Origin of the sequence: Mycobacterium sp. SMC-4, from assembly GCF_025263265.1 — a bacterium.
Classification (GTDB): domain Bacteria; phylum Actinomycetota; class Actinomycetes; order Mycobacteriales; family Mycobacteriaceae; genus Mycobacterium.
Window position 1 is genome coordinate 5,464,358 of sequence record NZ_CP079869.1, and the last position, 20,250, is coordinate 5,484,607.

The 20,250-nt window shown below is 66.4% G+C and carries 17 protein-coding genes; 11 read left to right on the forward strand and 6 right to left on the reverse strand.

Annotation, left to right across the window (positions count from 1 at the left end; all coding sequences use genetic code 11):
• Positions 1-50 precede the first annotated feature (50 nt).
• From KXD98_RS26155 to KXD98_RS26165, 3 genes are all read left to right on the forward strand, one after another.
• A complete protein-coding gene (locus KXD98_RS26155; protein ID WP_260765439.1) occupies positions 51-869 on the forward strand; it encodes an alpha/beta hydrolase in 819 nt (272 codons plus the stop codon).
• 99 nt (positions 870-968) lie between these two features.
• Positions 969-3,002, forward strand: coding sequence for a toprim domain-containing protein (locus KXD98_RS26160; protein WP_260761192.1), 2,034 nt, complete (start codon positions 969-971; stop codon positions 3,000-3,002).
• Positions 3,003-3,013: 11 nt separating this feature from the next.
• Entirely contained in the window at positions 3,014-5,161 is a 2,148-nt protein-coding gene (locus tag KXD98_RS26165) for a DNA gyrase subunit A (RefSeq protein ID WP_260761193.1), read from the forward strand.
• 20 nt (positions 5,162-5,181) lie between these two features.
• On the opposite strand, the gene KXD98_RS26170 is transcribed toward KXD98_RS26165, so the two are convergent.
• Positions 5,182-6,057, reverse strand: a complete 876-nt coding sequence (locus tag KXD98_RS26170) for an LLM class F420-dependent oxidoreductase (RefSeq protein WP_260761194.1) — start codon at positions 6,055-6,057, stop codon at positions 5,182-5,184.
• A 151-nt stretch (positions 6,058-6,208) separates the two neighbouring features.
• Here KXD98_RS26170 and KXD98_RS26175 point away from each other — a divergent pair, with 151 nt between their 5' ends.
• From KXD98_RS26175 to KXD98_RS26185, 3 genes are all read left to right on the forward strand, one after another.
• Positions 6,209-7,459 (forward strand): CdaR family transcriptional regulator, encoded by a 1,251-nt coding sequence (locus KXD98_RS26175; RefSeq protein WP_260761195.1) that lies wholly within the window; start codon positions 6,209-6,211, stop codon positions 7,457-7,459.
• Between the two features lie 130 nt (positions 7,460-7,589).
• On the forward strand, positions 7,590-9,596 hold the full coding sequence (locus KXD98_RS26180) for a fatty acid desaturase (RefSeq protein ID WP_260765440.1): 2,007 nt from the start codon (positions 7,590-7,592) through the stop codon (positions 9,594-9,596).
• Between the two features lie 56 nt (positions 9,597-9,652).
• Positions 9,653-10,465, forward strand: coding sequence for a DUF1906 domain-containing protein (locus KXD98_RS26185; protein WP_260761196.1), 813 nt, complete (start codon positions 9,653-9,655; stop codon positions 10,463-10,465).
• Between the two features lie 10 nt (positions 10,466-10,475).
• On the opposite strand, the gene KXD98_RS26190 is transcribed toward KXD98_RS26185, so the two are convergent.
• Positions 10,476-11,450, reverse strand: a complete 975-nt coding sequence (locus tag KXD98_RS26190; RefSeq protein WP_260761197.1) for a glycoside hydrolase — start codon at positions 11,448-11,450, stop codon at positions 10,476-10,478.
• Positions 11,451-11,710: 260 nt separating this feature from the next.
• On the opposite strand from KXD98_RS26190, the gene KXD98_RS26195 reads away from it, so the two are divergent.
• Both KXD98_RS26195 and KXD98_RS26200 read left to right on the forward strand, forming a co-directional pair.
• Entirely contained in the window at positions 11,711-12,622 is a 912-nt protein-coding gene (locus KXD98_RS26195) for a class A beta-lactamase-related serine hydrolase (RefSeq protein ID WP_260761198.1), read from the forward strand.
• Positions 12,623-12,626: 4 nt separating this feature from the next.
• A complete protein-coding gene (locus KXD98_RS26200) occupies positions 12,627-13,367 on the forward strand; it encodes a class I SAM-dependent methyltransferase (RefSeq protein WP_260761199.1) in 741 nt (246 codons plus the stop codon).
• Here KXD98_RS26200 and KXD98_RS26205 read toward each other — a convergent pair.
• The 3 genes from KXD98_RS26205 to KXD98_RS26215 form a co-directional block, all read right to left on the reverse strand.
• Positions 13,364-14,641, reverse strand: a complete 1,278-nt coding sequence (locus tag KXD98_RS26205) for a lipase family protein (RefSeq protein WP_260765441.1) — start codon at positions 14,639-14,641, stop codon at positions 13,364-13,366. The two genes, KXD98_RS26200 and KXD98_RS26205, sit on opposite strands and share 4 nt — an antisense overlap.
• Positions 14,642-14,730: 89 nt before the next feature.
• Positions 14,731-15,657: an alpha/beta fold hydrolase gene (locus tag KXD98_RS26210; protein WP_260761200.1), complete on the reverse strand. Its 927-nt coding sequence runs from the start codon at positions 15,655-15,657 to the stop codon at positions 14,731-14,733.
• 89 nt (positions 15,658-15,746) lie between these two features.
• The gene (locus KXD98_RS26215; protein ID WP_260761201.1) at positions 15,747-16,148 is read right to left on the reverse strand and encodes a type II toxin-antitoxin system VapC family toxin; all 402 of its coding nucleotides are present in this window, start codon (positions 16,146-16,148) and stop codon (positions 15,747-15,749) included.
• A gap of 230 nt (positions 16,149-16,378) precedes the next feature.
• Here KXD98_RS26215 and KXD98_RS26220 point away from each other — a divergent pair, with 230 nt between their 5' ends.
• On the forward strand, positions 16,379-17,536 hold the full coding sequence (locus KXD98_RS26220) for a diguanylate cyclase (RefSeq protein ID WP_260761202.1): 1,158 nt from the start codon (positions 16,379-16,381) through the stop codon (positions 17,534-17,536).
• 63 nt (positions 17,537-17,599) lie between these two features.
• Positions 17,600-18,100 (forward strand): nitroreductase family deazaflavin-dependent oxidoreductase, encoded by a 501-nt coding sequence (locus tag KXD98_RS26225; protein ID WP_260761203.1) that lies wholly within the window; start codon positions 17,600-17,602, stop codon positions 18,098-18,100.
• Positions 18,101-18,108: 8 nt separating this feature from the next.
• On the opposite strand, the gene KXD98_RS26230 is transcribed toward KXD98_RS26225, so the two are convergent.
• The gene (locus tag KXD98_RS26230; protein WP_260761204.1) at positions 18,109-18,624 is read right to left on the reverse strand and encodes a TetR/AcrR family transcriptional regulator; all 516 of its coding nucleotides are present in this window, start codon (positions 18,622-18,624) and stop codon (positions 18,109-18,111) included.
• Between the two features lie 273 nt (positions 18,625-18,897).
• Here KXD98_RS26230 and KXD98_RS26235 point away from each other — a divergent pair, with 273 nt between their 5' ends.
• Positions 18,898-20,196: a CdaR family transcriptional regulator gene (locus tag KXD98_RS26235; protein WP_260761205.1), complete on the forward strand. Its 1,299-nt coding sequence runs from the start codon at positions 18,898-18,900 to the stop codon at positions 20,194-20,196.
• Positions 20,197-20,250 lie beyond the last annotated feature (54 nt).

Below are 20,250 nucleotides of genomic sequence, written 5' to 3' on the forward strand. Positions count from 1 at the left end.
TGATCGCACCGGTAGGCGGTTGAGGCGGGGCCTGGGACGTGCGGCGCACACTGGTGACCCTCGCTATCGTCAGCCTGGTGGTATCGGGACTGCTCGGTCTGTTGTGGTCCCAACAGCGCCGATTGATCTACTTCCCGTCCACCGCGCCCGTTCCGGCCGCCTCGGCCGTGCTGCCCGATGCTCGCGAGGTGATCATCTCGACCGAGGACGAGCTGGACCTGAACGCCTGGTTTCTCCCCGGCCCCCGCGGCCCCGCGGTACTGATCCTCGGTGGCAATGCCGGGGATCGCTCGGTGCGCGCACCACTGGCCGACGCCCTACACCAGCTGGGCCTGTCGGTGCTGCTGATCGATTACCGCGGTTACGGCGGCAACCCGGGCCGTCCCTCCGAGGAGGGGTTGGCCGCAGATGCGCGCGCTGCCCGGGACTGGTTGGCAGCCCAGCCCGACGTCGACCGGGACCGCATCGCCTACTTCGGCGAATCGCTGGGCGGCGCGGTTGCGGTCGGCTTGGCTGTCGAACATCAACCTGCAGCCCTGATCTTGCGCTCGCCGTTCACCTCGCTCGGTGACGTCGCGCGGGTGCACTACCCGTGGCTGCCGACGAACCTGCTGCTGCGGGACCGCTACCCGTCGATCGACCGCATCCCCGAGCTGTCGTCGCCCGTGCTGGTCATCGCCGGTGATGCCGATGACATCGTGCCTGCCTCGTTGAGCACCCGACTCTACGAGGCAGCCCCAGAACCCAAGGAGATGTTGTCGGTCCCCGGCCTGGGCCACAACGATCGCGGTCTGCTCGACGGTCAGCAGATGCTGAGCACCATCGAGCAGTTCCTCCAGCACACCCCGGTCCTCGGCCCGGGCGCCTGATCAGCTGACCCCGGCAGGCCCGGCAAGGCGAGGCGAGGTTGTCACCTCTACCGACTACCATCCCTGCGGCAGACCTGGCATTGACGGAGAGAACGAGCAGTGAGTTACAACGCCGCGGACATCACCGAACTCGATGATGTCCAGCACACCCGCCTACGGCCGGCGGTCAATCTCGGTCTGGACGTGCTGAACACCGCGCTGCGCGAGCTGATCGACAATGCGATCGAAGAAGTCGCCGTTCCCGACCACGGCGGTTCCACAGTCACCATCACCCTGCATGACGACGGATCGGTCAGCGTCGCCGACGACGGTCGTGGCCTGCCCGTCGACTCCGACCCGGTGAACGGCAAGAACGGCATCGTCAAGACGCTGGGCACCGCGCGAGCGGGCGGGAAGTTCTCCGCCCACACCGACGCGTCCGCTACCGGCGCCGGCCTGAACGGCATCGGCGCCGCAGCCGCGGTGTTCATCTCCGCGCGAACCGACGTGACCGTGCACCGGGCCGGCAAGACCTACCGGCAGAGTTTCGGCAGCGGCTATCCCGGCACATTCGAGGGCGAGGAGTTCGACCCGGACGCGCCGTTCACCCGCGCGGACACTCAGAAGCTGCGCGGGGTGGGCAACGGGAAACCGGATGCGCATGGCACCACCGTCCGGATCCTGTTCGACCCGGCGGTGGTTCCGGATTCCACGGTCGACATCAACGAGGTGCTGTTGCGGGCGCACGCCGCGGCGCGGATGTCACCGGGCGTGCACCTGGTGGTCTCCGACGAGGGCTGGCCGGGTGAGCAGATCCGGCCCGAACTGGTCGAACCGTTCCGCGGGCCGTGGGGCACCGACACCCTGCTGGACCTGATGTGCACCGCCGCGGGCACTCCGGTACCCGGGGTGCGCGCCGTGGTGGAGGGCCGTGGCGAGTACACCACAGGCCGTGGTCCGACCCCGTTCCGCTGGTCGCTGACCGCCGGACCCGCCGAACCCGCCACCGTTGCCGCGTTCTGCAACACGGTGCGGACCCCCGGCGGCGGCTCCCATCTGACCGCTGCAGTGAAGGGGTTGTCCGAAGCCCTGGCCGACCGCGCATCACGCATTCGTGACCTGGGCCTGGCCAAAGGTGAAGACGGACCGGAGCCGCAGGATTTCGCAGCGGTGACCGCGCTGGCCGTCGATACCCGAGCACCCGATGTGGCGTGGGATTCCCAAGCCAAGACCGCCGTGTCGTCGCGCTCCCTGAACGTGGCGATGGCCCCGGACGTGGCCCGCAGCGTCAACATCTGGGCAGCCAATCCCGCCAATGCCGACGCGGTGTCGCTGTGGACCAAACTCGCGCTCGAAGCCGCACGCGCCCGGCGCAGTGCCGAAGGCGCGAAGGCCCGGTCCCGGGCGGCCTCCAAGGCCAAGGGCCTGGGCACCAACCTGTCACTGCCGCCGAAGCTGCTGCCCAGCCGGGAGTCCGGCCGCGGGTCGGGCGCGGAATTGTTTCTCTGCGAGGGCGATTCGGCACTGGGCACCATCAAGGCAGCCCGCGACGCCACCTTCCAGGCGGCCTTCCCGTTGAAAGGCAAGCCCCCCAACGTCTATGGCTTCGCCGTGAGCAAGGCCCGGGTCAAGGACGAGTTCGACGCCATCGAACGCATCCTGGGCTGCGGGGTCCGCGAGAACTGCGACCCCGAGCTGTGTCGCTATGACCGGATCCTGTTCGCTTCCGACGCCGACCCCGACGGCGGCAACATCAACTCCAGCCTGATCTCGATGTTCCTGGACTTCTACCGCCCCCTGGTCGCGGCCGGAATGGTGTATGTGACGCTGCCGCCGCTGTTCGTGGTCAAAGACGGACAGCAGCGGGTCTACTGTCAGGACGAGTCCGAGCGCGATGCCGCGGTGGCGCAGATGAAAGCCAACTCCAAACGCAAGGTCGAGGTGCAGCGCAACAAGGGCCTCGGCGAGATGGATGCCGACGACTTCTGGAACACCGTCCTGGACCCGCAGCGGCGCACCGTGATCCGGGTCAACCTCGATCACGGCGATTCGCCGCTGCATCACACGCTGTTCGGTGGGCCACCGGAGGGCCGGCGTAGCTGGATGGCCGAAGTCGCCGCCCGCGTCGACACCGCATCGCTGGACCTGACCTAGGAAGTACGACGTTGACCGCCACCCTGGACATACCCGAGCAGAATCCGGATCTGGTCCTCGATCAGAGCGCCGACGACTACTGGAACCACTATCAGCTGACCTTCGCGCTCTACAGCGTCAGCGACCGTGCGATTCCGTCCGCATTCGACGGACTGAAACCCGGCCAGCGACGCCTGCTCTACCAGATGTACGAATCCAGACTCCTGCCCGGAAACAAACCGCAGAAATCCTCCAAGGTCTGCTCGGCCGTCACCGGCAACCTGCATCCACATGGCGGCGCGTCGATGTACGGGGCCGCGGCGCTGATGGCCGCCGACTTCCAACGGGTGAAAGTCATTGACGGACAAGGCGCTTTCCCGCGTATCCAGGGTGACATTCCCGCCGCCGACCGCTACACCGAGATGCGGCTGTCGGCCCCGGGCGCCGCGCTGACCGCCGAGCTGGCAGATCACGCCGTGCCGATGGTCGCCACCTTCGACGGCGAGTGGATCGAACCGACCGTGTTGCCGGCCCAGTGGCCGGTGCTGCTGTGCAACGGCGCGGTGGGCATCGCCGAGGGCTGGGCCACCAAAGTGCCGGCACACAATCCCCGGGAGATCATGGCGGCCTGCCGGGCCCTGCTCAAGACTCCTAACATGACCGACGACAGGTTGGTGAAACTGGTTCCGGGCCCCGACTGGGGGTGCGGTGCGACCGTGGTCGGCGCCGCCGGTCTTCGGGAGTACATCACCACCGGCCGGGGCGCATTCACGGTGCGCGGCACCGTGACGGTCGACGGCAAGAACTGCATCATCACCGAGCTACCGCCCGGTGTTGCGAGCGGCACTGTGCAGGACAGGATCCGGGCACTCGTGGAGTCCGGGGAACTGGCCGGCGTGGCCGACATGTCCGATCTGACCGACCGCCGCAACGGGCTGCGCATCGTCGTCACCGCCAAGCGAGGCCACAGCGCCGAGACCATCCGAGAACAATTGCTGGCCCTGACACCGCTGGAGTCGACATTCGCCGCCAGCCTGGTCGCGCTCGACGAGAACCGGGTCCCGCGCTGGTGGTCGGTGCGCGAGCTGATCGCCGCGTTCCTGTCACTGCGCGATTCGGTGGTGTTGCACCGCAGCCAGTACCGGCTGGACAAGGTGACTGCGCGCCGCCATCTGGTGGCCGGCCTGATGACGATCCACCTGGACATCGATGCCGCGGTGGCGGTGATCCGTGGCTCCGATACCGTCGACGATGCCCGTCAGGGCTTGCAGGTGCGGTTCGGAATCGACGCTGAACAGGCCGATTACGTTCTGGGGCTGCAACTTCGGCGGCTGACCAAGCTCGACGTGATCGAACTGCAGGCCGAAGCCGAGAAACTGGACGCCGAGTTCGCCGAGCTCACCGAGCTGGTCGGCAACCCCGACGCGCGCCGGGTGGTCATCGACAAGGAACTCGTCGAGACCGCGAAACTGTTCAAAGGCACCGAGTTCGATCGCCGCACCGTACTGGACTTCGAGGCCACTCCGGTGACCTCTGGCGCCGACGACGACCGCACCCGCGAACGCAGGTTCAACACCGCCTGGCGCCTCGATGACCGGGGCGTGTTCTCCGACAGCCATGGCGACCTGCTCACCTCAGGTCTGGGCTGGGCGGTGTGGACCGACGGGCGCATCAAGTTCACCAACGGCAATGGCCTGCCGTTCAAGATCCGCGACATTCCCGTCGCACCCGATATCACCGGATTACTGAATTCGGGGGTGCTTCGGCCGGGCCACCACCTGGCGCTGGTGACGCGGCGCGGCAAGATCCTGCGCATCGATCCCGCTGCCGTGAACCCGCAGGGCGTGGCCGGCAACGGTGTGGCCGGGGTGAAGCTCGCCGCAGGTGACCCGCAGGACGCCGTCATCGCCGCGTTGCCACTGACCTGTGAGAACGGGGAAGCCATTCTGTCGATATCCGAAAAAGGCTGGAAGGTCACAGAAGTGGCCGACATCCCGGTCAAGGGTCGTGGCGGAGCCGGGGTCGGGTTCCACCCCTTCGTCGCCGGCGAGGACGCGCTGCTCTCGGCAACGGCCTCGGCGACAGGATTCGTGCGCGGTAAACGCGCTGTGCGCGCCGAGAACCGCGCGAAGGCTTCGATCAAGGGTGCCGGTGGGGATGCGGTGGCGCCCGCGCCGTAGCTGAGCTCCCGGTGGCTGAGTCAGCCGAGTTCGGCCAGCCGCGGCACCGCCGGCGCCATCGCGTCGATCCATGACGCCGGGGCGCCGGTGCTCGGTGTGACGATGGCGGTGTGCACTCCCACTGCGGCGTATTCCGCCATGCTGCTGACGAATTCGTCGATGGTCTCGGGCTCGGGCCGCGGGTTGTTGGCCAGGATCGTGACGCGGATGTCGGTGAAGTCGCGCCCGACATCGTCGCAGTGTCCGCGCAGCACGTCGAGTTTGTGGGCGACGTCGTCCGGAGAAGTACCGAACAGATTGCAGGCATCGCCGTACTGCGCGACCAGGCGCAGCGTCTTGCGCTCTCCACCGCCGCCGATCAGCACCTTGGGCCGGCCGATCGGTTGCGGCGAACACAGCGTCTCCGCCAACTGGTAGTGCTTGCCCTCGAAGGGGCCGTCGTTGTGTGGATCCCACATCTGCGCGCACACTTGTAGTGCTTCCTCGAGCCGTTCGAAGCGTTCGGACAGCGCCGGGTATGGCACCCCGAGACCGAGATGCTCACGCTCGAACCAGGCTGCGCCGATGCCGAGCACAGCCCGGCCGCCGGAAAGCACGTCGACGGTCGTGACGATCTTGGCGAGCAGACCGGGATGGCGGTAGGTCACCCCGGTGACGAGCAGTCCAAGGTCGATTCGTGTGGTGTGGGCAGCCAGGTAACCGAGCAGGGTGTACCCCTCGAGCATGTTCGCTTCAGCAGGCAGGCCGGTGGGCTCGATCTGGAAGAAGTGGTCCATGAAAGACAGCCAGGTGGCGCCGGCGGCCTCGGCCGCTTCGCCGACCCGGGCCAGCTCACCGGCGATGGCAGTGGTGCCGCCGTCGATGTCGAAGATGGGTACGTGAAATCCGAGTTCCATGTCGGTTCCAAGTCGGCGGTCGTGAGGGTCATTCCCGGACCGTGCCGAGTTGGCGTGATGTCGGCGAGGTGCGGATTGCTGCCATATACGCGTGGATCGTTGGTGGCCCGCGGTTCGGTGCGGGCGGTCCGGTGATCATTAGTGTGCAGATATGGACGCGACCGAGTCAGCCGGCGATCGCGTCGCGGGCCCTGACCTCGCCGCGTCGCTGTTGGCCAACGTGTCGATCTTGGCCGACGACATGCTTCATTACATCGTCGGGCGGATCCCGGAGGCCGGTGCGGATGCCGAGCTTCGCGGCCTGACGCTGGGATCGTGCTCGTCGAATATCGAAGCGGCACTGTCGATGGTTCGTCATGGGATCGATGCCGCGGCCGCCGAGGCACCGGTGACCGCTCTGGAACACGCACGGGCGATGGCGTCGCGCGGCCACAGCGTCGATGTCATGCTGCGGTTCTACCGGTTGGGTCACGAGTACTTCACCGAGACGCTGTCCGCCACACTCGCCGACTCCAGCGTCGACCCCGCTGTCGCGCTGAGGATCTTCGTCGACCTCGAGCGGTTCGGGTTCCGCTATATCGACCGCATTTCCAGTCTGGTGGCAGCCGAGTACGTCGCAGAACTGGACCGACGCCAGAACCAGGCGCGCGCCGAGCGCGCAGATGCGGTGCGCGCACTACTGGCCGGTGAGCGTGTCGATGTCGCCAGGGCCGAACGGGTTCTCGGCCACCGGCTCACCGGGCGCCAGGTCGGTTTCGTGTGCTGGGCCGACGAGCGCGGAGCCGACCTCGAGGGACTTGCCGGGCAGGTCGGTCGGGGTCTGGGAACGGGTCACTCGCTGGTGGTCTCGGACGGCCCGCTGGCGGTATGGGGTTGGGCGTCGATCAGCGGCGATCCGCCTCCGGCGCTTGCCGACCTGCAGGCGAAGCTCTGCGAGGGTGCCGAACGTGCACATATCGCGGTCGGCTCGCCCCATCTGGGCACGTCCGGGTTTAGGGCCTCGCACGTCGAGGCGGTACGGACCCGTCGGGTCATCGAGCTGTCCGGGCGCGCTGCGCCGACCATCACCGAGTTCACCGACGTTGCCCTGGTCGACGCTATCGCGCGCGACGTGGACACGGCGCGGGCCTTCGTCGCCGCTGCGCTCGGCGACCTTGCACAAGGCGATGCGAAGGGCCACGCCGAGCGTGCCGCGCTGCTGGCGGTGCTCGACGCACAAGGCAGTTACGTGACCGCGGCGCGCGTCCTGGGCATCCATCGCAACACCGTCTTGCAGCGAGTGCGCCGCGCCGAGCAGCGCCGGGGCCGTCCCGCGACGGTCAAGATCGCCGAACTGCACGCAGCGCTGGTCGTCTGCGACGTGCTGGGGGCCTCGGTACTGCGCGAGGCGCCCCGCTCCTGACCGGGTTTCTACGCGTCGCCCATGTGCTCGCAGCACATCAGGATGGGCTGAAATGGTCTTGTTGACCCCTACCGGCGGTTTGTAGGTTCCCTTGCATCTCACTATCCCGATGAGCGAAGCAGGAACCCCGATGCCGACGACGACTGAGCACGCTCGACCCGCAGCCCTGGGCGCGACCGCTTTGCCCGACCCGGGAGAGCAGATCCCCCCACTGTCCTGGCCGATCATCGGCATCTTCGCCGGTGCGCTGACGGTGTTCGGGGTGTCGACGTGGGCCGCGCTCAACGACGCCGCCCCCGCGATCGCCACCATCGCCGCGAGCTCGGCAGCGATCTTCGTTCTGTTCACCGTGCTGCATGACGCCTCGCACTACTCCATCAGCTCGCACCGCTGGGTCAACGTCGCCTTCGGCCGGGTGGCGATGTTCTTCGTCTCTCCCCTGATCTCGTTCAAGTCCTTTGCGTTCATCCACATCGAGCACCACCGCAACACCAACGATGGCGACTCCGACCCCGATCACTTCGTCAGCGCCGCACCGTGGTGGCAACTGCCGGTTCGCTTCCCGGCGATGGATGTGCCCTACCTACGGTTCTGGCTGCGCAACCTGCACCGGCGGCCCCGCGCCGAGATTCTGGAAACGGCTGCGTTGATGACCTTCACGGTGGCAGTGGTCGTCGCGGCGGCGTTCACCGGACACCTCTGGACGCTGGCGGTGATCTATCTGATTCCTGAGCGGGTGGCGATGTTCGTGCTGGCCTGGTGGTTCGACTGGTTGCCCCACCACAACCTGGGGCAGACCCAACGCGAGAACCGCTATCGCGCGACCCGTAACCGGGTGGGCGCCGAGTGGCTGCTCACTCCCCTACTCCTGTCGCAGAATTACCACCTGGTGCATCACCTGCACCCCTCGATCCCGTTCCACCGCTACGTCGCGGCCTGGCGCCGCAATGAATCGGCCTACCTCGAACGCGACTCCGCGATAAGCACCGTGTTCGGGCAGCAACTCGACGCCGCGCAGTACCGCGAGTGGAAACAGCTCAACGGCAAACTGGCTGCGCTACTGCCGGTCCGCATGCCGCGCTCCTCGGCGGCCCGCCACGCCAGCACTCACCTGATCCCGGTCAACAGCGTTGAGCCGCTGACCCCCGACAGCGTCAAGGTCTCCTTCGACGTTCCTGAACATCTCCGCGACCAGTTCCGGTTCCAGCCCGGCCAGCACCTGACGGTTCGACACCGTGTCGACGGACGCGAGGTACGCCGCAACTATTCGATCTGCAGCTCAGCCACATCAGGCGAGTTGGCGATCGGGATACGACGCATCCCCGGCGGAATCTTCTCCCGCTTTGCCGTCGAAACGCTGCGCGCCGGCGACTGTTTGGAATTGATGACGCCCACCGGAAGCTTCGGAGCACCGCTGGATCCGTTGGCCCGCGGCGAGTACGTCGCCGTGGCAGCCGGCAGTGGCATCACCCCCGTCCTGTCAATCCTGCGCACCACGATGGAGGTCGAGACCGAAAGCCGCTTCACTCTCGTCTACGGCAACCGGACCGCCGAGTCGACCATGTTCGCTGTCGAACTGGACGAGCTCGAATCCCGCTACGCCGACCGGCTGCGCATCATCCACGTGCGCTCTGCCGAACCACATCACCCCGCTTCGCTGCGCGGACGTATCGACCTGGCGATGGTTGCGCGGTTACTGACCTGCGACATCACCACGATTGACCGATGGTTCCTCTGCGGCCCAAGCGATCTCGTCACGTCAATGCGTGACGGTCTGTCGCAGGCAGGGGTGCCGAGCCAGCAGGTGCACCTTGAGGTGTTCCGCAGCGAGAAGAAGGTCGCGCACACCGCCGGCTTGCCGAACGCCGAGGTGACGATCGCCTTGTCCGGCGCGCAGCACACCGTGGAGCTCAGTGCCGGTGAGACGGTTCTGGAATCCGCGCTGAGCAACGACCTCGACACGCCGTATGCCTGTCTCGGAGGGGCGTGTGGCACGTGCAAAGCCAAGATCACCGCGGGGGCCGTATCGATGGATCAGAACTTCGCACTCGATGCCGCCGAGGTCGAGGCCGGCTACATCCTGACCTGTCAGTCCCGCCCCACTACCACGGCGGTGACAGTCGACTACGACAGCTGACCCGTCCGCGGCGTGGCAGCGGAATTAACAGCCGCCACTTTGTTAACATCCCGCGGATGCGCGAGACATCAGGGGCTGCCGGCAGCCGGCTCTCGCAGCCGATTTCGCGGCGCGACGCTCTGCGCTACGCCGCGGCGATGTCGGCGGTGGCCGGGTTCGGTTCGGCGGCGGCGGCGAGCACCGGATTGCCGACCGCCTCTGCCGCCGCTCCCACGCTCATCGACTACGCGATGAGCCAGATTCCGGCAGCAGCCATCAAAGCCGCCGGTCACGCCGGGGTGATCAACTACGTCTCCACGTCGAGGCCGGGTTCGAACTTCGGCGCCAAGCCGATCACCCTGCCCTATGCCCGGTCACTTGCCGCTGCCGGTCTGGTCATCGTCAGCAACTATCAGTACGGAAAGCCGGGCGGAACCGCACCGTCGGACTTCACCAGGGGCTACGCCGGCGGAGTCGCCGACGCGCGCACCGCTTCACACCTGCACACCGCGGCAGGCGGCGGCCGTAACGCACCGATCTACTTCAGCGTCGACGACGACATCGACCGGGCCACCTGGAACAACCAGGCGCTGCCGTGGTTTCGCGGAATCAACTCGGTGATCGGGGTGCAGCGCACGGGCGTCTACGGCGGGATAAGGACCTGCCAGTGGGCCACGTACGACGGCGTGATCGGGCGGTCCCGCACCCCCGGGCGGGTGTGGGCCTGGCAGACCCGGTCCTGGTCGCAGGGTCAGATCTACCCTGCCGCGGTTCTGTACCAGCGCATCATCGACACCGCTTCGAATCCGGGACCGCTGGTCGGTGGCATCCGTGTCGACGTCAATGACGTGCTGGCCCAGGATTGTGGCCAGTGGAACCTGCACCCGTAGGTGCTTGCCGCTAGCGGCGCGGCAACGTGGTGATGTGGATGTGGTCGAAGTGCCCGTAACCGGATCCTCGCGGTCCGCTGGGGGTGTAGTAGGTGCCCCGCCAGATCGCGTCCTGTAATCCGAATCTGGCCGCGTTACCCAGCACGAAGGCGAGGATCTCGTTTCCGAGCGCGATGCCCTCGGGGCTGTCGTGGTGGGGAATCATCACGTCGATCGCCAGACCGCTGGGATGCCAGGGCTTCGGGTCCGGCCGGACTCCGTCGATCGTGGCGATCTGGGGAAACCGCGCACTGATGGCGCGGGCCGCCACAATGGTGTTGGCCTGCAGTCCCGCTTCATTGGCGACGCCGACGGGCAGCGCCTCCGGGATATCCGCGCCCGGCGGCAAGGCCGGGAGTACCGCGGCCGCGTTGTCGATCACCGCTTGTTGGTGCGGTGTCAACACCGCGTACTGCGCCTCGGCGGCGAGGATCTGACGCCTCAGGTCACTCCACTTTGCCTCCATGTCGGCGCGCACCGCCGACGCCTGTGCGGCCGCTGCACGCGCTGCGGTGGCCGCCTGCTCGGACGCCCGCGCCGCCTGGGCGGCGCGCTCGCGGCCGACTCGCAGGGCCTGCATCTGATCAGCCATCCGCTGGTTCATTGCCCGTTGCAGCGACAATTGGTCGATCAGCTGTTGCGGAGACACTGCGGTCAGCACGGCGGCGACCTGGCCGGTGCGTCCGCTCAGATAGCTCGTCGCCGCCACCCGGTCGACCGCGTCTTGATACGGCTGCAGCTGTGAGTTCGCGACCGCGAGGGCCTCCAGCGCGGTGCGGTGCCGGTCGTCGGCCGCTGCCTGGGCAGCCTGGGTGTCCTCGGCATCGCGTTGTGCCGTGGTGACGGCTTCGCGGCTCTGGACCGCCTGCCGAGACAGCTCATCCAGGCGCGACAGCGCATCCGTTGCCGGGTCCGCGTGCACGGCGCCGACCGACATCGCCAGCATCAGGACCGAGACCGCGACACCGCACGCCGCTCGCCGACGTCCCCTGGTCTTGTGGATGGTTACGATCCTTCGCTGAGGAGGACCTGCTCGTGGTCCGGCGGCCGATGTCCCGGACAGGCTACGAAGTCGCCCAGATGATGTCCATTCGTCCCGGCGCAACCCTCGTGGTCCACCGCCAGGCTCGCCAAGAATTAGGCTGTGGCAGAGGTGGGTACAACGTAGACCGACTCTCCCGTTCAGGATAATCTCGGAGGACACTGATGCGACGACTGCCGAAGTGGGTACTGACAGGCATCGCGGTCGTCTGTGCAGTGCTGCTGGTGAGCGGGTGCACGGCGCAGGTCCGCGGCAACCCGCCGGCCGCACAAGACACTCCCGCCGCGCCGGTGGTCGCTCCGCAGGCCTCGCTGCCGCCCGCTCCGGCGGCCCCGCCGGCACCGGCGGCGTCGTTCACCGGACTCGACGCGCGCGTCCAGCAAGCCACCGCCGACGCTGCCGCAACGGGCGCCGCCATCGAGACCGTGGTTCTGGACCGCAGCACCGGTCAGCGCGTCTCCAACGGTGGCGACACGCCCTTCCCGATCGCATCGGTGGTGAAGCTGTTCATCGCCGACGACCTGCTGCTGCGGGAATCGCCCCTGTCGCCTGCCGACCGCGCGTCACTGGACGTCATGCTGCGTTCCTCCGATGACAGCGCCGCCCAGCTGTTCTGGGACCGCGGAGGCCAGAACGCGGTTATCGCCCGCGTCGTGCAACGCTACGGGTTGACCGGCACCACAGCTCCCTACAACGGGAAATGGGATGTAACCCTGAGCACGGCAAGTGATCTCGTCCGCTACTACAGCATGCTGTTGGACGGCTCCGGCGGGCTGCCCCGCGAGCAGGCCGACGTCATCATCGACAACCTTGCGCAGTCCACACCGACGGGAACCGACGGGTACCCGCAGCGGTTCGGCATCCCAGAGGGACTGTCCGCCGAGCCGGTTGCGGTCAAGCAGGGCTGGTTCTGCTGCTGGAACGGGGCCAATCAGCTACACGTGTCCACCGGCATCATCGGCTCCGATCGCCGTTACGTGATGGCAATCAGTTCGCTGGACCCCACGAGCGAGGAGGCCGCCCGGGCAAACATCACCCGGGCGGTCGAGACGATGTTCCCGGGTGGCAGGATCTGACTGAGTGACCGAAGCTGTAGGACACCATCCCCAGTACGACACGTTCGCCGACGAGTACCTCGACCACGCCCGGGCCGGCCTGTTCAACGCCCACTACGACCGTCCCACCTGTCTTCGGTTACTCGGCGACGTCGCCGGGGCCACCGTCCTGGACGCGGCGTGCGGACCTGGGCTCTATGCAGCGGAACTGACCGCGCGCGGAGCCCGGGTGATCGGATTCGATCAGAGTCCCCGAATGGTCGAACTGGCCGAAAAACGCGTGCCCGACGGGAGTTTCCGCACCCACGATCTCGCCGATCCGCTCGACTGGATCGATGATCACACTGTCGACCGGGTGCTGTTGGCGTTGGCTGTGGAGTACGTCGACGACCGAGTCGCCGCGTTGCGGGAGTTCCGCCGTGTTCTGCGGCCCGGCGGCGCACTGGTCCTGTCCCGGCTACACCCCACCGGCGACTGGCTTCGCCACGGCGGCAACTACTTCCAGTCTCGCGTCATCGACGAGACATGGAGTCGGGGCTGGCACCTGCGGTACTGGCTGACGCCGTTGGAGCAGACCTGCGACGAGCTATACCGTGCGGGCTTTCTCATCGAACGGCTGCTCGAACCGCGACCCGACCCGGAGGCAGCCGTGATCGACCAGGACAAGTACGACCGCCTGCACCGTGAACCCACCGGGTTCCTCGCCATTAGGGCGATACCAGACCCGCGCGATCAACCGGCCGGTCTCGGAGGCAATCGAGACTAGTACTGTCCGCAGTTGGGTGTCGTGGGCAGCCCGTTGAATCGGTCGGTGATCCATTGCATGGCGGGCTCGCCGTCGACGACCATCGGTAGCGCGTGGTTGATCACCAATTTGTTGAAGATCGGCGGTCCCTCGTTGGTGCGGAATTCGATGTCGCTGCCGACGGCGCACCAGTCCCGGCCGAGCTGGGCGGCCGGTCCGTAGGGCACCAGCGGGTCGTAACGGTTGCTGTTGATCAGCACGGGCGCATGGGGTTTCAGGGTGCCGAGCTTCTGAAGATCGAGAATCCCGCGGAACTGCGGGTCTGCCAACAGCTCTGGGATGGGCTGATTGAAGTACGGCTGGAGGCGCCGGAACATGAACTTGATGGCCGACTCCGCAACGCACTGGTTCCTGGTCTTGTCGACGAAGTCGTGGCCACGTGGGGTCAACAGGGCCCGGATCTTGGGTTCGGCCTCGGGGTAGGACTGAAAGACGCTGTTGAGCGCGTACCCGATCACCCCGACCAGCGCGCTGCCGTCGGCGAACGGAATCAGTTCGGCCAGGTCGGCCGGCGGGGCGCCGGCGTAGGTGCCCACGATATCGAGTTCGGGCGCGTAGGCCGGTGCCAGTTCGGCGGCCGACGCCGCGGCGGCGCCGCCTTGCGAATACCCCCAGAAAGCGACGGGGCCGTCGGGCAGCAACGAGGTGTCCGACAGTTTGCGGGCAGCCCGCGCCGCGTCGAGCATGGCCTGCCCCTGGGACAACCGGTTGACGTAGGTGTGTGTCACGCCGACGGTGCCCAGACCCTCGTAGTCGGTCATCACGATGGCGAACCCGCGCCGGACCAGGGTTTCGACGAATCCCATCTCGTAGTTGAGCATGAAATCCAGGTAGGGCGACCAGTGGATGCCCTGGTTGAACTGTCGCGACGGCGCGCACTGATCGCCCTGACCTTGAGTGCCCGGGCCATAGACGATCAGTGGACGCGGACCGCGCCCAGGCCATGGTGCGAACGGTTCGAAGTAGGTCCCGGTCACCACATTGGGTTTGCCATGGGCGTCGGAACTGCGATACATGATGCGCGTTCCGGTGGCCTCGATGGCGCCGAGTTGACCTGAGGGCTCGAGCACGAGCCGGGAGGGTTCGCTGCGGATCACCTCGCCGGGCGCAACCTCGGGCAACGGATTGGGTGGAGTGTAGAAGGCGGTGTACCTGTCCTCGTTGTAGAACGGATACCAGTCGTCTGCATACGCCAAATTCACTGGGAGACAGCAGATAACAAGGCCCAGGAACATGCTGACAAGTAGCGCCCCGATCCGGTTCACCACCGGACAGTAACAAACCGAGCGCGCGCGGACAGCCCTATGGCATGACAGTCAGCGTGTCAAATGTAACGCAGCGAGCAGCCTGGTCGTCGCGTCAGCCCGAGTGTGAGTGCCTCATCATGAACCCACGAAGACACGCGTTGACATCTGCTGGCTCGTCGGCCGGCAACGAGTGTGAAGCGTTGGGCCACAGCTGATGCTGCCAGGAAGGCACGACCATTCGAGCGCCGGATCGCGCTGCGGGAATCGTGAACCGAGTTGCCGGCAAGGAGTACCTGAACCGGCACGTCGATTGACCGCAGCAGACGGTTACCACAGAACCTCAGCGGCGGAGTATTCAGCGGGGCGGCGAACGAGTCGAATCCCGCGACAAAGAGCTTGGTGAGGAGGTCGACCGGAGTGCCTGGCGCAGGATGGCCGGTCACCCATGCCGCAGCGCGACGGGCCGGTTCGCTACGAGGCGTCGACAGCAGTAGCGCGAGGCTGCGCCAGAATCTGGTGGAGAGCCGAACAACAGTCGGCGCCGGATCGACGAGGGTAAGCGAGGCTAGCCGCCCGGGCAGGTAAGCCGTGGTGTGGGTGGCCAGCCACCCGCCGTAGGAATGCCCGACGAGGTGTACGCCGTGCAGGTCCAGCCCCTCCAGCACCGCATCGATCGTGCGGGCGGCATCGGCCGGGGTGGACATCTTCTTGCGTTGAAGACTGGCTCCCGGTTGTCCGAGCATGTCCATCGCGTAGGTTGTGAAATCACCTCTCAACTCCTCGACTTGGGCCCACCACATTGCTGATGTCAAGAAGAATCCGTGGATCAGCACAATCGGAACGCCGTGCTCCGGTCCGTGCCGATACACCCGAACATTGCCGAACTCGGTGGCGATGTCGTGCACAACGTCCGGCGGCGGACTCAGGGCCCACGCCCGGTCGTAGACCTCCGCGTAGCGTTGTCGCGCCCCGGTGTTCTTGTATCCGTCATCGACCAAGCGCACCGGGCCCCCTCGAAGGTCGCTGCTGAACGAGGAGAACTGAACTCGGTGATTGCCCCGGTGGCGCTGCCGTGATCATTGAGGTTGCCGCACTACCAGCCGGGAATGTCAGCTGGGGACACGGTGCGGACGAAGGTCCTTGCGGCGGCGGCCAGTTCGGGGTCCGCGGTGGCCAGCACATCCGCCTGCAGCCGGGTCAGGGCGATGTACTCGGCTTGGTAGGTGTCGGGCCGGTTCAACTGGGCGGCGATTCGCCATGCATGGTCCTGCAGGACACGGTCGCCCAGTAGTCGGATACGTAACCCACGGATACCGTCGAGAACGCTGCGGCCAGTCGGTTCATCCAGTTCACCGCGGTGCACCTGCCCGTACACGAGGGCCAGCACCTGTGAGCGCAGCAGCGTAGGAGCAGCCAAGCCCTGTTCCGGTGGGACTTTCGTGCCCCGCGCAGCAAGGTCAACTGCTACCGGTGCATCGATGACGTAAGTGGTCACCTCACCACCGTCGCACGGACAGCCGATGCTGTGCCACCACCAAGACTGCGCATCCGACCGTCGCTGTTCAGTTGCTCAGCCACCGCTCGTCGACGGCTGTGCGAGGCTTGGGTCTGTGCGTGTGAAGTTCTCCGCGGCCCGGCCGCCGTTCTGCGATAGCCGACGGTCGGTTCCCAGCAATGGGGGTCGCGGCAGGTGAATCTTTCGGGACCGCCGTCAGGGCGCCCGCGATGAGCCAGGGGTTGTTCGCGGTGATTGACCTCGGATCATTCACCCTGATCGGGATCGGACTCGGCTTCGTCGTGCTCTGGCTGATCGATCGGAGTCGTGTTCATGCCTTGCTTTTCGCGGCTGCGATCCTGTTCTGGTTTGCCTCGAACTGGGTTCTGTCGTTGAGCGGTGACATCGCGCTGTCATCGTCGATACACGGCATCCTGCTCCCGATCGGGTTCGTATTGCTCGCCGACGGTCTGCTGCGTCGATCCGGAGAGCGATTCGAGAGTTCGGCTGCGATCGTCGTCATCGTCGGACTGGCTGCGGTGGTGTGGTACTTCGCGTACGTGTCACCGCTGCTGACCGGACGCGTCATCGCTCAGAACGTGTGCCTCGGGGTGTTGCTGTTGTTCACCATCGCGCGCGTGTGGATGCGGTGTCGACGACGGCCCTCCGACCTACTCATCGTGATCGCCACACTGCTGTTGTCGGCCGGACTGTTCCTCAACGTCGTTCTTGTTCTAGTCTCCGATCTGCCGCCTGACCTCACCACTGATTCCGCGATCGACGAGTTCGCCAAATCCCCTGTCGCGTTCGGGATAACCGTTGTCGGAGCGGTGATTCTGCCGATGGTCATGCTGGCTTTGCTCGCTGCGATCGTCATCGACCTGGTGGGTGACCTTCGCTTCGAGCGGGACTGCGACGAGCTCACCGGCTTGTTGAACCGACGTGGTTTCACCGAACGCGCCGCGATCACGCTGCGCAGTGCGGCCTCCGGCGCGCTGATCCTGGCCGATCTCGACTTTTTCAAGCAGGTCAACGACGAACTCGGGCACGCCGGTGGGGATTTCGCCCTGACCACCTTCGCCGAGTTGCTGCGCAGCGCACCGGATATCAGCCAGGTGACCGGTCGGATCGGGGGGGAAGAGTTCGCCGTCCTGGCACCCAACGCCGGCACAGCAGAAGCGTTCGTCTTCGCGGAGTCGGTACGTTCCCGGCTCGCCGCACAGACCATCTCATACGGCGGTGCCGACACGTCGCTGACCGCGAGCTTCGGCGTCGCGACGGCTACAGCGCCCGTCTCGTTGCATGAGCTGATGGATGCGGCCGATCGCGCACTGTACGAGGCCAAGGCCCTGGGCCGCAATTGCACCGCCATTCACCAGCCACGGTGAACGCACCAGCCGGTGGGCACGCACGCGCACGCTTACTTAGGCTGGCGGGGAACGGGAGATTCGATGGACAGACGATTGTTCGCGGTGCTGATCGCTCTGATCGCGCTTACCGCGCTGCCGTTGGGGTTGCTGGTGGTGGGGATGCGCAGCAAGTTCACCCCGGTGTTGGGGGCCGTGCGAAGGCTCAACAAGCAAGTGACCAACCCGCGGGTGATGCGGACCGCGGGCACCGCTCGGGCGCGCACGTCGGTCATCGGTCATGTCGGGCGAAGCTCGGGTCGGACCTACCAGACCCCGGTCGACGTGGTGCCCACGCCGAGCGGATACCTGGTCGCGCTGCCGTACGGCACCCGGGTGGATTGGCTGCGCAACGTGCTGGCTGCCGGGTCGGCAACGGTGCTGACCAATGGCGAGCAGATTACCGTCGACAGCCCCACCGTCGTCGCCACCGACAGCGTTTCCCGGTTGATCCCGGCTCGGACTCTGCGCACGCTGAAGCTGTTCGGCGTCAGCGAGTGCGTGCACCTGGAGCGGGTGACGACGTCGGCTTCCCCGTCCGAGTAAGAGTCGGTTCAGAAGACTTCACCCGCCGGCGGCGGGTCTGCCATCAACGCCGGCAGAATGAAGACGTCGATGTAGCGGCGCGCAGTCTGGGCATTGTCCACACCGGGTATCACACCGAGCAGCATGCTGATGTTGGTGCCGATCAGGAAGGTCGCCACGTCCTTGGGGTGGAGGTCCGATCTGAGTCCCCCGCGATCCTCCTGACCCATCATCGCCTCAATCGAGGCCTGCACGATTTCATGCAAGGCCGGGTTGTTGGCGAGCATGAAAGCGACGGTGCGGTCGTCGGTTTGGTCCGAGATCGTCTTGAGCAGGGGGTCATGGATGAGTTCGGTGGCCACCATCACCATGCTTTCGACGAGGATACTGAGGAGATCGGCGTCAGCCGGCAGCCGGTCGAGGATTCGCGTCGTGTGTCGCTGCGTCACACGCCGAACCAGGGCCGAAACCAGCTCGTCGCGCGTCGGGAACTGGCGATAGAGACTGCCACGGGAGAATCCCGCTTCGCGGGCGATGGCCTCCATGGTCGTGGTTCGATAACCCCGGGTCGCGAAAAGGTGTTCTGCTGCGTCCAGCAGAGCCTCGCTGGACTGTTCGGCGGACATGCCGCCGCCGATAGGGCGTCCACGACGGCGTTGCGGTGCAGCTGCCAACTGAAAGGTCCTTGCTGGGTTGGGCGACATGCCGACCGTACCGGGCAACGGCTGGTGCGCCGGAGCAGAAGAAAACAACAGATGCCCCACTTTGTTATATATGGTTCTCTAGCCCCTTCCGCGGCCACGAGGAGGTGGTGACAGATGGACCGTCCCTGGTTCGCCGAGCTCGAGCCCGCGACACCTCATGCGATACCCGACGATTCCGTGCTCCCCGAGCGCGCTGCGGCTCTCGCCGAGCTGTTGGGGCCCGGACCGGCCGGCTGGGCTGTTGAACTGGGCGCGTTGATGACAGCCCGAATCACCACCGCAATCCCGGAGTTGGCGGTGGACGCGGTCGCCGACGAGGTTGCCAAGGGATGCGAGGCCGTGGCGCTGGGCGCCCTCTCCGCGCTTGCGCTGAACGACGACGTGTCTTTCGCGCAGATGCCGGAGGTTCTCGCGGGCCCGATGGAAGTGGTGGCTCGCGGCATCGGTATCGAGCACATGCTGCGCAGCATCCACCTTGCGCATTCCACTGCCGTAGCCGTGCTGCTCGACGCGGCCGAACGGGTGGTGCCCCCGGCTGCGCGCTTCGCCGAGATGCGACGGATCAACGAAGCCTTGTTTGGCATCGTGGACATCCTGACCAGGAACATGGCCGACGAGTACGCCCGCGCTCACGAGGCTTGGCTGACCAGTTCGGTGGCTCTGCGCATGGAGATCGTGGAGGACCTGCTGCACGGCAACTCGGTGCCGATGGACAGAGCCGCCCGAATCCTGGGGTATGACCTACACCGCTGGCACCTCGCGGTCATCGTCTGGACCGGGTCGGCCACGCCTGCCGAGCCGAGTCAACTCAGAACCGCGGCGGCTGAGACCCTCACGGCTGCGGGTTGCACCTCGACCCTCGTACTTCCCATCGGGGCCCAACGGGTGTGGGCTTGGGGTTCGCGGACATCCCATCCCCCGGAAGCGGCAGTGCCCACGACGCCACCTCCGGCGGGCGTTCGGGTGGCGATCGGCAGGGCAGGTTCGGGTGTCGACGGGTTCCGGCACAGCCACCGGCAGGCCGCTGAGGCGGCTCGGGTCGGCGCGATGTCGACGCGCGACGAGTGGGCGTTCTGCTATCAGGATCTCGATATCGTGGCCATGCTCAGTACCGACCTGCCCGCGGCCCGCGAATTCGTCGCCCGCGAACTCGGAGACTTGGTCGGCGGCACCGAATCAGTGAGCGCGCTACGCCATACTCTCAAGCGCTACCTCGACCTCGACAGGAGTCTGGCCGGCACCGCGGCCGATCTGCACATCGCGCGCAACACCGTGGCCTACCGGGTGCAACGCGCCGAGCAACTTCGAGGTCGTCCGGCGACGGTTCGCCGCCTGCAGCTGCACGCGGCTCTGATCCTCGCCGACGAACTCGCGGATGCGGTCTTACCGCCCACCATGCCAGAGTTGGACTGAAGTCCAGTCCCTACCTCTCAATTTTGGATTCAAGACCAGGATTCGAGGGGTTGC

Excerpts from the sequence above, each read along its gene's own strand:
- KXD98_RS26220 (WP_260761202.1), top strand. The coding sequence starts at position 16,379 with ATGAGCCAGGGGTTGTTCGCGGTGATTGACCTCGGATCATTCACCCTG.
- KXD98_RS26185 (WP_260761196.1), top strand. The coding sequence starts at position 9,653 with ATGCGCGAGACATCAGGGGCTGCCGGCAGCCGGCTCTCGCAGCCGATT.
- KXD98_RS26180 (WP_260765440.1), top strand. The coding sequence starts at position 7,590 with ATGCCGACGACGACTGAGCACGCTCGACCCGCAGCCCTGGGCGCGACC.
- KXD98_RS26195 (WP_260761198.1), top strand. The coding sequence starts at position 11,711 with ATGCGACGACTGCCGAAGTGGGTACTGACAGGCATCGCGGTCGTCTGT.
- KXD98_RS26190 (WP_260761197.1), bottom strand. The coding sequence starts at position 11,450 with ATGCTGGCGATGTCGGTCGGCGCCGTGCACGCGGACCCGGCAACGGAT.
- KXD98_RS26205 (WP_260765441.1), bottom strand. The coding sequence starts at position 14,641 with ATGTTCCTGGGCCTTGTTATCTGCTGTCTCCCAGTGAATTTGGCGTAT.
- KXD98_RS26175 (WP_260761195.1), top strand. The coding sequence starts at position 6,209 with ATGGACGCGACCGAGTCAGCCGGCGATCGCGTCGCGGGCCCTGACCTC.
- KXD98_RS26235 (WP_260761205.1), top strand. The coding sequence starts at position 18,898 with ATGGACCGTCCCTGGTTCGCCGAGCTCGAGCCCGCGACACCTCATGCG.
- KXD98_RS26170 (WP_260761194.1), bottom strand. The coding sequence starts at position 6,057 with ATGGAACTCGGATTTCACGTACCCATCTTCGACATCGACGGCGGCACC.
- KXD98_RS26225 (WP_260761203.1), top strand. The coding sequence starts at position 17,600 with ATGGACAGACGATTGTTCGCGGTGCTGATCGCTCTGATCGCGCTTACC.
- KXD98_RS26230 (WP_260761204.1), bottom strand. The coding sequence starts at position 18,624 with ATGGAGGCCATCGCCCGCGAAGCGGGATTCTCCCGTGGCAGTCTCTAT.